Raw genomic sequence first — 10,300 nt, forward strand, 5'->3', positions numbered from 1 at the left:
CATCCTCGTCGCTACCAACTTCAAAAAACTCGTGGAAGTAGAACAGCCCCTCTTCGGCAGCCAGGCGTTCGACGAAGGCGAGATCGTCTTCACGGTACTGGGTAAGGTATTCCCGAGCCTCGGGCTCGCGGGTGGCGGCGAAGGCAAGATCGGTCAGGCCGTGCTCGTCGCACAGGGTGTTGAGCACCGTGAGCGGCGAGACTTCCTGGAAGATGCGCGAGTTCTGCCGTAGTGAGAGGCGCCACAGCGCGGGACGGATCTCGACCCGGTAGAAGGTGTGGCGGTGGCCGCGGTCGCCACGGGCGAACTCGCTGACGATGCCGTTCACCTGGCGCAGCATCTCGTCGTCCTGCCAGATGGTCAGGGTGGCCTCGCGGTCGAGAATGTCGCGAGCAGAGAGACTGCCGTTACGGCTGGCGAAGCGCACCGTGAGCTCGAAGGGGGCGGAGAGCCGTTCCCGGTGGGTGAACTCGATGACCGCCAGGCCCTCGATGTCGGGCGAGCTGGCATCGGCTAGCCGCAGAGTGAAGTGAAGTCCGGTTTCAAAGGCCATGCTTCCTCCTGGAGGCGTACATGGCCGAGTTGCAGCAGGCGCTGTGCCAGTTTTTGGCTAATAAAGTAAAAACAAGAAAGTAAGAGAGAAGAGGCCCAAAATGCTAAGTGAACTCAGGCAATCCTTTGCCTGAGGCGGGCAAGAAGTTGCCCGCGGGGCAAGTTCTTGCCCGTGCTCAATGAGTGACGCCAGGAATCCGTACCTGCCGTGGGCAGGCCTTGCCGTCGGCGGCGAACAGGTGGCAGCGCTCACCGGAAAGCCCCAGTTCGAGCGGCTGGCCGTCCTCTAGGTGGGTCAAGCCGTCGAGGCGCTGGGTCAGGGTCTCGCCGACGCCCTCTACCCGCAGATGAGCCAGGGTTTCGTAGCCGAGCCTTTCGGCCACCATGAGCCTGGCTGCGAGGCGGGCATCGGCGTCGCTCGGGGCGACGAAGTCCTCGGCGCGCACGGCCAGGGTGGCCTTGTCGCCGGCACGCAGTCGGGCGCCGTCTACCGCCACGGTCAGCGTCTCGCCCCCGGGCAGGCGCACCGAGGTGCGCTGGCGGCCCGGGTCTAGCACTTCGACCGGCACCACGTTGATGCGCGGCGAACCGATGAAACGCGCCACCTCCAGCGTGGCCGGGTAGTGATAGAGCGACAGCGGGGCGCCGACCTGAGCGATGCGACCCCCGGCCAGCAGCACGATGCGGTCGGCCAGGGTCATCGCTTCCACCTGATCGTGGGTCACGTAGATCATGGTGGCGCCCAGGCGCCGGTGCAGCTCGGCAATCTGCACCCGCATGTCGACCCGCAGGGCGGCGTCGAGGTTGGACAGCGGCTCGTCGAACAGGAACACCGCCGGCTCCTTGACCAGGGTGCGGCCGATGGCCACCCGCTGGCGCTGGCCACCGGAGAGCTCCTTGGGCTTGCGTTCGAGCAGCTCGCCCAGGTGCAGCATCTCGGCGGCATGCTCCACCCGACGGCGGATTTCGGCCTTGTCGGTGCGGGCGAGCTTGAGACCGAAGGCCATGTTCTCGGCCACCGTCATGTGCGGGTAGAGCGCGTAGGACTGGAACACCATGCCGATGTCACGCTCCTGGGGCGGTACCTCGTTGATGCGCTCGCCGTCGAGGCGCATCTCGCCGTGGCTGATGTCCTCGAGGCCGGCGATCATGCGCAGCAGGGTGGACTTGCCGCAGCCGGAAGGGCCGACGAAGACGATGAACTCGCCGTCCTCGATGGTCAGGTCGATGTCGCGGGAGACCTCGACCCCCGCGTAATCCTTGCCGATTCCGGCAAGCGTCAGACGTCCCATACGATCTCCTCCCGTGCCGGACAGCGGGCGATGGCGATGCCGCAGGGCGGCAGTTGGACCTCGCCATTGGCCCATGCGCCATTGACCAGCGCCGGGGCGTCGTCGAGCGCTTGCGCTTCCCGCGGGGCGGGCAGGGTGCGCGGCGCGTCGCTGAAGTTGAGCGCAACCAACAGGCGCTCGTTGGGCTCTCGCGCGGGATAGGAGCGCTCCAGGCACAGCACCTCGTCGCGCACCGGGTGGTAGCGCACTTCGCCCTTCTTCAATGCCACGTGTTCCCGGCGGAAGGCAAGGAGGGTGCGGTAGGCATTGAGCAGCGAATCGGGGGCTTCGTCCTGGTGCCGCATGGCCAGTCCCAGGTGTTCGTCGGGCACCGGCAGCCAGGGCTCGCCCCGGGAGAAATCGCCGTGGCGGGTTTCGGCACACCAGGGATGCGGCGTACGGCAGCCGTCGCGCCCCTTGTAGGCCGGCCAGAAGGTGATGCCGGCCGGGTCGACGAGCTGCTCCAGGGTGAGCTCGGCCTCGGGCAGGCCCAGCTCCTCACCCTGGTAGAGACAGACGCTGCCACGCTGGGTCAGCAGGAAGGCCAGATAGAGACGCAGCCTGGCCGGGTCGTCCTGTGCCTTCCAGCGGGTCGCCAGGCGCGGCACGTCGTGGTTGCCCAGTGCCCAGCACGGCCAGCCGTCGCCGATCTTCGCTTCCATGGCGGTCAGCGTTTGGTGCAGGAACTCGGGGTCGTGGCGCTCGCCCAGCAGATCGAAGGAGTAGGCCATGTGCAGACGCTTGCCGCCCTGGGTATAGGCGGCCATCACGTTGAGCGAATCGTCGTCGCCCACCTCGCCGACGCTGGTGGTGCCGGGATACTCGTCGAGCAGGGCGCGCAGCTTCTCGAGGAAGGCCAGGTTCTCCGGCTGGGTCTTGTCGTGCAGATGCAGTTGGTAGCCGTAGGGGTTGTCGGGGCGCACGCCGAGAAAGCCTTCTGCCGAGCTGCTGCGTGGCGGGTTGTCGACGAGTTCGCCATGGGTGCAGAAGTTGATCGCATCGAGGCGGAAGCCGTCGACGCCGCGGTCGAGCCAGAAGCGCACCTCGTCGAGAATGGCCTCGACGACCTGCGGATTGCGGAAGTTGAGGTCCGGTTGGCTGACCAGGAAGTTGTGCAGGTAGTACTGGCAGCGCCGGGTGTCCCACTGCCAGGCGCTGCCGCCGAACACCGACTGCCAGTTGGTGGGCGGCGAGCCGTCGGCCTTGGCATCGGCCCATACGTACCAGTCGGCCTTGGGGTTGTCGCGGCTGGTGCGGCTCTCGGCGAACCAGGGGTGAAGATCGGAGGTGTGCGACAGCACTTGGTCGATGGTGACCTTGAGCCCGCGGGCGTGCGCTGCCTCCACCAGCCGGTCGAAGTCATCCAGAGTGCCGAAGATGGGGTCGACGCCGCGGTAGTCGGCCACGTCGTAGCCGAAGTCCTTCATCGGCGAGGTGAAGAAGGGCGAGATCCAGATCGCGTCGACGTTGAGCGATGCGATGTAGTCGAGCTTGTCGATGATGCCCTGCAGGTCGCCGATGCCGTCGCCGTTACTGTCCATGAAGCTGCGCGGGTAGATCTGGTAGATCACCGCGCCGCGCCACCAGTCCTGTCCCTGTCTGCCGAAGATGTGCTGTGTGTTCATGCCTTGTCCTTGTCGTCGTGCCATACGGAGAAACGTAGGCTCGATGGTGACGCCATGGGCAGTGCAGTGAATCCTCTACGCCCCGGCACAGGGGAGGCGTAGGCGGGGGGCTGAGTCCGGCCGCGCGGCCTACTCCCCCTGGATGCGCGACAGCAGCTCGCCGGCCAGGGCGATGGCCTCTTCGCGGCGACGGATGTTCTGTTTCTGATAGAGGCTGCGGATGTGGGTCTTGACCGTGGTGGGGGCGACCGAGAGCTGTTCGGCGATCTGCTCGTTGGAGAGCCCGGCATGGATCAGGCCGAGGATCTGCCACTCGCGGCGGGTCAGCGGCGAGGTGCGGATCAGCTCCGGCACGTCGGGGCGCGAGACGATGTCGTCGATGACCGAGTCGTCGAGCATCAGGCGCACGGCGCGGCCGAACTCGCGCTGGCGGCGGGCAAGATCGAGCAGCCGTTCGGCGTGGCCCCGGGCCAGGGGCTCCAGCTCATGCTCGGCCAGCAGCCCCTTGAGCATCTCAGGCAGCGCCCGGCCCAGACGCAGGAAGCTGCCGGCCAGCGCCGTACGTGTGGCGAGCGTCAGCGCCTGGGCCAGATGCGCCAGGGCCGCATCGGGCCGGCCGCGTTGCCACTCCAGCCCGGCCAGGCAGATCCGGTTGCGATTGGCGTCGGTGGTAAGCCCCAGCCGTGCGGTCTGGCGTTCCTGCTCGATCAGCAGCGCCTCGGCCTCGTCGAAGCGGCCGAGCAGGATCAAGGCGCGAGCGTGATTGCGTAGGTTGCACTGCGCGAAGTGGTTGCTGGCCTTCGTCGGGTCGCCGGGCGGTGCCTCCTGCAGCCAGCGGGCCACGGCGTCGAGATCGCCGTTGGCCTGCCACCAGGCCAGCAGGGTGGCATGGGCATTGGCCTGCCAGTCGATGTGATAGTTGCCCTGCACCAAAATCTTGCGCAGGCGGCGGATATGGTCGGCGCACTGGGCCTGATCGCCCCGCGACAGCGCTACCTTGGCCAGGCCGATGTGGCATTGCAGCGTCCAGCGCTCGCCCTGGCTGTCGAGCACCTCGATGCCTTTCAGCGCTGCCTGCTCTGCTTCTTCCAGACGCTGCCACTCCCACAGCACCTGACTGCGGATACGGTAGAGGAATTCGCACACCGGCAGGCGGTCGAGGCCGGCGTGCTCGACGTGGGCGATGGCGCGCTCCTGCACGTCGAAGGCGGCCTGCAGACGACCCTGAGCCACCAGCGTCTCCGATTGATGGCACAGCGCCCACAGCAGCATCTGCGCATCGCCGACACGATTGGCTTCTCGCTCCACGCTGTGGATGCGCTGCAGCGACTCGTCCAGGTGGCCCTGGACGAAGCGCGCCTCGGCCAGTATCGCCGCGGCGGTCAGCGGTGTCGTGGCCAGATAGCGAGGCGGCAGGGTCAGGGCCTGCTCGGCCAGCGGTGCCGCCCGTTCGGCGTCGCCTTCGTTGATCGCCAACTGCGCCCGCAGGGTGGCGAACTCCGCGGCCAGCTCGGCCCATTCGGGCAGTTCGAGCTGCGCCTCGATCCAGCCGATGGCCTGGCGAGTGCGATCGAAATGGTACTGGGCATGCGAGGCCCAGCCGTGCAGCAGGGTGAGCCGGGGGGAGTCGACCAGGCGAGTATCGCCGAGGGCGGCAAGACCTCGCGCCAACAGCGAGAAGTGGCCGTTGGCCAGCAGGCCGGGACCCTCGCGCTCGAGCAGCTCGGCCAGCGGCTCGGGGGCTTCGGCGTCGATGGCCTGGGCCAGGGCCAGGGCGGGGTTGCCCAGACGCAGCCAGGCGTTGCTGGCGCGCTGATGCAGCTCGTGCTGTGTGGTCAGGCTGAGCTCGTGGCGGCGATGGCGCAGGTAGCCGGCAAACAGTCGATGGAAGCGAAACCATTGCGAGTGAGGTTCGACCCGCTCGAGGAACAGGCCGGCCCGCTCCAGCGCCTCCAGCCGCTGAGAGAGCCGCTCGCCCTCCAGCAGCCTGGCGACCAGATTGGATGAAAAGCGCTCCAGCACGCCGAGCTGCAATAGCAGCTGACGGTCCTGTTCGTCGATACAGCGTGCCAGCAGCTCGTCGAACCAGGCGACGAAGTCCGGATGGCTGCCGTCGAGCCGCTCCAGAAGGGTATCGAAGGAGGCCAGGGTCGTGGTGCGCTCGATCAGCCAGGCGAGCGCCAGCGGCCACCCTTCGGTGCGGCGCTGGGCGCGCTCCAGGCTGACCCGGGTCGGTGGCAGGCTGAGCTGTTCGGCACACAGGGTCTGCGCCTCCTCTGCATCGAAGGCCAGCTCGCTCAGGCCGATCTCCTCCAGTTCGCCGCGCAGCCAGAGTTCCGGCAGGCCCAGGTCGGGGCGCGTGCGTGAAGCGAGGGTAAGCGTCAGCCAGGGTGGCTGGTGGCACAGCCAATGACGCAGGCTTTCGAGGATCGATGGGTGGGTCAGGTGCTGAACGTCGTCCAGTACCAGCCGGCCCGGTGGGGCTTGGGCCGGCAGCAGGGCCAGCCAGGTTTCGACGGCCTCGGCCAGATTGCCGGCCTCGGGCAGTTCGAGCGCGAGATCGAGTTCACTGCACAGGCGAGTCAGCGCTTCGCGGAAGTAGACGGCGAAGCGCTCCGGCTCGTCATCGCGGGCATCCAGGCACAGCCAGGCCGAGGGCTGCTCCAGTTGGGTCAGACGTTCGGCCAGCAGTGTGCTCTTGCCGTAGCCGGGCGGTGCCTGGACCAGTAACAGGCGGATCCGTTCACTGAGTGCGAAGCAGTCGTTCAGCCTTTCCCGGGCCACGACGGTGTCAGGTAGTGCAGGCGGGCGGAGCTTTTCCAGAAGAATGGGCATCGAAAACCGTCGCTGAACCGTTTCAGATTTCAGTATGACGGTTGGCTCGTCGCCTTTGGGCTATCTGCGACCAAGGTCGTAGCCAAGGCTGGCCGGGCCCTGGCCCGGCCAACCGACATCAGCGCCTGTTCGCTACAGCCCCAGGCGCTCCTTGACCCGGCCGAAGGCGGCCAAGGCGAACTCCAGGTCGTCGCGGCTCAGCGCGGCGGACATCTGGGTGCGGATGCGGGCGCGCCCCTGGGGCACTACCGGGTAGGAGAAGGCGATCACGTAGACACCCTCCTTGAGCATCTCTTCGGCGAAGCGGGCGGCCAGCCCGGCGTCGTGCAGCATCACCGGCACGATAGGGTGCTCGCCGGGAAGCAGCTCGAAGCCCAGTCGCTCGAGGCCTGCACGGAAGAAGGCGGTCTTCTCGCTGAGCCGGCTGCGCAGTTCGCTGGACTCGGCGGCCAGCTCGATGGCCTTCAGCGCGCCGGCGACCACCGGCGGCGCCACGGTGTTGGAGAACAGGTAGGGCCGCGAGCGCTGGCGCAACAGCTCGATCACTTCACGTTTGCCGCTGGTGTAGCCGCCGCTGGCGCCACCCAGCGCCTTGCCCAGGGTACCGGTGGTGATGTCGATGCGGTCCATGCAGCCACGATACTCGTGGGTGCCGCGGCCGCCTTCGCCGAGAAAGCCGGTGGCGTGGCAGTCGTCGAAGTGCACCAGGGCACCGTAGCGCTCGGCCAGATCGCAGATCTCGTCGAGCCGGGCGATGTAGCCGTCCATCGAGAACACACCGTCGGTGGTGATCAGCTTGAAGCGCGCGCCGTCGCGGTCGGCGGCCTTGAGCTGCTCTTCGAGGTCGGCCATGTCGTTGTTGCGGTAGCGATAGCGCCGGGCCTTGCAGAGCCTCACGCCGTCGATGATGCTGGCGTGGTTGAGCTCGTCGGAGATCACCGCATCCTCGGCGCCGAGCAGGGTCTCGAACAGCCCGCCGTTGGCGTCGAAGCAGGAGGGGTAGAGGATGGTGTCCTCGGTACCGAGGAAGTCGGTGAGGCGCTGTTCCAACTGCTTGTGCAGGCTCTGGGTGCCGCAAATGAAGCGCACCGAAGCCAGGCCGTAGCCCCACTCTTCCAGGCCCGCCTTGGCTGCCGCGTTGACCTCGGGGTGCTGGGCCAGACCCAGGTAGTTGTTGGCGCACAGATTGAGCACTTCCTGCCCGGCACTGATGCCGACATGGGCGCCCTGAGGCGTGGTCAGCTGGCGCTCGTGCTTGTACAGTCCGGCCTGGCGAATGGTGTCGAGTTCGCCCAGCAGATGCTGCTTGAAAGCTCCGTACATGTCATGACTCCCAGTTGAGAACGACCTTGCTCGCTTCACCGCTCAGCATGGCATCGAAGCCCTGCTGGAACTCGGTATAAGGCAGGCGATGGGTGATCACCGGCGAGATGTCGAGGCCGGAATCGATCATCACCGACATCTTGTACCAGGTCTCATACATCTCGCGGCCGTAGATGCCCTTGAGCGTCAGCATGTTGAAGATCACCGTGTTCCAGTCGATGGCGATCTCCTCGGTGGGGATGCCCAGCATGGAGATCTTGCCGCCGTGGCACATGTTGGCCAGCATGTCGCGGAAGGCGGCAGGGCTGCCGGACATCTCCAGGCCCACGTCGAAGCCTTCGGTCAAGCCCAGCTCGCGCTGGACCTCGGGCAGCGTCTCGTGGCGCACGTCCACGGTGCGGGTGGCGCCCAGGCGCTTTGCCAGCTCGAGCCGCCCCGGGTTGAGATCGGTGACCACCACGTGACGCGCGCCGGCATGGCGACACACCGCCGCGGCCATGGCGCCGATCGGTCCGGCCCCGGTGATCAGCACGTCCTCGCCGAGCAGGTCGAACTGCAGCGCGGTGTGCACGGCGTTGCCCAGCGGGTCGAAGATGGCGGCCACGTCCAGATCGATACCCGGCTTGTGTTCCCACACGTTGGACATCGGCAGGGCCACGTACTCGGCGAAGGCACCCGGGCGGTTAACCCCCACGCCGCTGGTATGGGCACACAGGTGACGGCGCCCGGCCAGACAGTTGCGGCAGCGCCCGCACACCACATGACCCTCGCCGGATACGATCTGCCCCGGGCGGAAATCGTTGACGTTGGAACCCACTTCGACGATCTCGCCGACGAACTCATGGCCCACCACCATGGGTACGGGGATGGTCTTCTGGGCCCAACTGTCCCACTTGTAGATATGTACGTCGGTGCCGCAGATGGCGGTGCGCTTCACCTTGATCAGCACGTCATTGATGCCGACCTGTGGGTCCGGCACCTCTTCCAGCCAGAGGCCGGGTGATGCCTCCTTCTTGATCAGTGCTTTCATGTCTACCTTCCTGACTTGTGGTTGGAGGGTTCAGGCGGTTGAGGAGCGATAGGTGCTGGTAATTCCCTGTATGAGGTTTAGTATGAGGGAATGAATTCCAGTATTGCAGATTAATTCCACCATGCAAGATTTTTTTATCGCATAGTGGAATGCGGTTGTTGGCGAGCGTCTCTTGGGTATAGGGGAAAAGTGAAGTGAGTGACACCATGACGGCAGACGAAGGGCAAACGGAAGCGGGGAGCCTGCCGAGCCGGGTCATCGAGCTGCGCAAGAAACGCGGACTCACGCTGGAGCAGTTGGCGGCGGCCTCCGGCGTCAGTCGTTCGATGCTCAGCCAGATCGAGCGCGGCAAGGCCAACCCGACGCTGGCGGTGACGCTGCGTATCGCTCAGGCCTTCGGCATGAACATCGGCGATCTGGTAGACCAGCCCTGGACGGCGTCGCGCATCGAGGTGGTGCGCGGCGACGATGCCAGCCAGCTGTTCCGTGACGATCAGGACTGCCGCATCCGCACCCTTTCACCGCTGCACATGGAGAAGAACGTGGAGTTCTACGAGGTGCGTCTGGCCCCCGGTGCACGCCTGCAGAGCGCAGCTCACTTCGAGGGCACGCGAGAGCTGCTGACCGTCACCCAGGGTCAGGCACGAGTCGTGGCGGGGGAGAATCGCTGTGAGCTGAGCCCTGGCGACTCGGCTCACTATCATGCCGATCTCGAGCACATCATCGAGAACTGCGGTGAAGCGGAGCTGGTGAGTTTTCTCGTCGTGACCTATCAGTGAAAGCGCAGTAGTCTGCCCAGCATTTGCCATCTGCTTAGCAGGAGAACGACTTGACGGCTCTGGTGTATTGGCTGGACATGGCCGGTGTGGTGGTCTTCGCTCTCTCGGGAGTCATCCTCGCCTGCCGCTCGCGCATGGACCCCTTCGGCATGCTGGTGCTGGCGGCGGTCACCGGCATCGGGGGTGGCACGTTGCGCGACCTGGTGCTGGGCGTGCGACCGGTGTTCTGGGTCGCCGACCCTACCTATCTATGGGTGATCCTCGCTACTGTCGGCCTTTCCATCGTCGGCTTTCATTATATCCATCGCCTCTCCCGCAGCTTCCTGCCGATCGCCGATGCCTTCGGCCTGGCGCTGTTCACGGTGATCGGCGCCCACAAGGCGTTGCAGCTCGAGGCGCCCGGCGTAGTGGCGGTATTGATGGGGCTGCTGACGGGAGTGGCCGGTGGCATGGTGCGCGACGTGCTGGCGCGGCGCGTACCGATGGTGCTGCGCCAGGAAGTGTATGCCACGGCCTCCATTGCCGGCGGCATCACCTACGTGGGGCTGGGAGCGCTGGGGGTGCCGGTCGGCGTTGCCATCGGCCTGGCGCTGGCAGTGACCCTGGGGTTACGCCTGGCGGCCATCCACTGGCAGCTTACGCTGCCGGTTTTCGCCTGGGTCGTGATCCGTCCGCCGCAAGAGGCCCAGGCGGCGGACCCAGGCAATGAGCAAGAGGTGCCCCAGGGCGGGCCGCCGGCGCAGCCCAAGTCCCGCCCAAAGGTCAGGGTGCGCATGATCTCACCCAGCCAGCAGCGTAGGCAGCGAGAATAAGACAGTGGCTGAA

At 66.3% G+C, this 10,300-nt stretch carries 8 protein-coding genes; 2 read left to right on the plus strand and 6 right to left on the minus strand.

The annotated features are described in order from the left end of the window. From B8115_RS05110 to tdh, 6 genes are all read right to left on the minus strand, one after another. The coding region (locus B8115_RS05110) for a contractile injection system protein, VgrG/Pvc8 family (protein ID WP_010626683.1) at positions 1 to 553 on the minus strand (553 nt) is incomplete at its 3' end. 175 nt (positions 554 to 728) lie between these two features. Further along, positions 729 to 1,844 carry a sn-glycerol-3-phosphate ABC transporter ATP-binding protein UgpC gene (gene ugpC, locus B8115_RS05115; protein ID WP_010626684.1) on the minus strand — a complete coding sequence of 372 codons (1,116 nt, stop codon included), beginning with the start codon at positions 1,842 to 1,844 and terminating at the stop codon, positions 729 to 731. Next, the gene (locus B8115_RS05120; RefSeq protein ID WP_010626685.1) at positions 1,832 to 3,508 is read right to left on the minus strand and encodes an alpha-amylase family glycosyl hydrolase; all 1,677 of its coding nucleotides are present in this window, start codon (positions 3,506 to 3,508) and stop codon (positions 1,832 to 1,834) included. Before B8115_RS05120 ends, ugpC begins: the two co-directional genes overlap by 13 nt. Before the next feature lie 129 nt (positions 3,509 to 3,637). Then, entirely contained in the window at positions 3,638 to 6,343 is a 2,706-nt protein-coding gene (malT, locus tag B8115_RS05125) for an HTH-type transcriptional regulator MalT (protein ID WP_010626686.1), read from the minus strand. A gap of 132 nt (positions 6,344 to 6,475) precedes the next feature. Then, positions 6,476 to 7,666, minus strand: coding sequence for a glycine C-acetyltransferase (gene kbl / locus B8115_RS05130; RefSeq protein ID WP_010626687.1), 1,191 nt, complete (start codon positions 7,664 to 7,666; stop codon positions 6,476 to 6,478). 1 nt (position 7,667) lies between these two features. Next, positions 7,668 to 8,696, minus strand: a complete 1,029-nt coding sequence (gene tdh / locus B8115_RS05135) for an L-threonine 3-dehydrogenase (protein ID WP_010626688.1) — start codon at positions 8,694 to 8,696, stop codon at positions 7,668 to 7,670. Between the two features lie 206 nt (positions 8,697 to 8,902). On the opposite strand from tdh, the gene B8115_RS05140 reads away from it, so the two are divergent. Both B8115_RS05140 and B8115_RS05145 read left to right on the plus strand, forming a co-directional pair. Continuing rightward, complete coding sequence (locus B8115_RS05140; RefSeq protein ID WP_010626689.1) at positions 8,903 to 9,475, plus strand: helix-turn-helix domain-containing protein; 573 nt, start codon at positions 8,903 to 8,905, stop codon at positions 9,473 to 9,475. Between the two features lie 50 nt (positions 9,476 to 9,525). Beyond that, a complete protein-coding gene (locus B8115_RS05145; protein WP_010626690.1) occupies positions 9,526 to 10,287 on the plus strand; it encodes a trimeric intracellular cation channel family protein in 762 nt (253 codons plus the stop codon). The last annotated feature ends 13 nt before the right edge of the window (positions 10,288 to 10,300 follow it).

Origin of the sequence: Halomonas sp. KM-1, assembly GCF_000246875.1 — a bacterium.
GTDB lineage: Bacteria > Pseudomonadota > Gammaproteobacteria > Pseudomonadales > Halomonadaceae > Halomonas > Halomonas aerodenitrificans.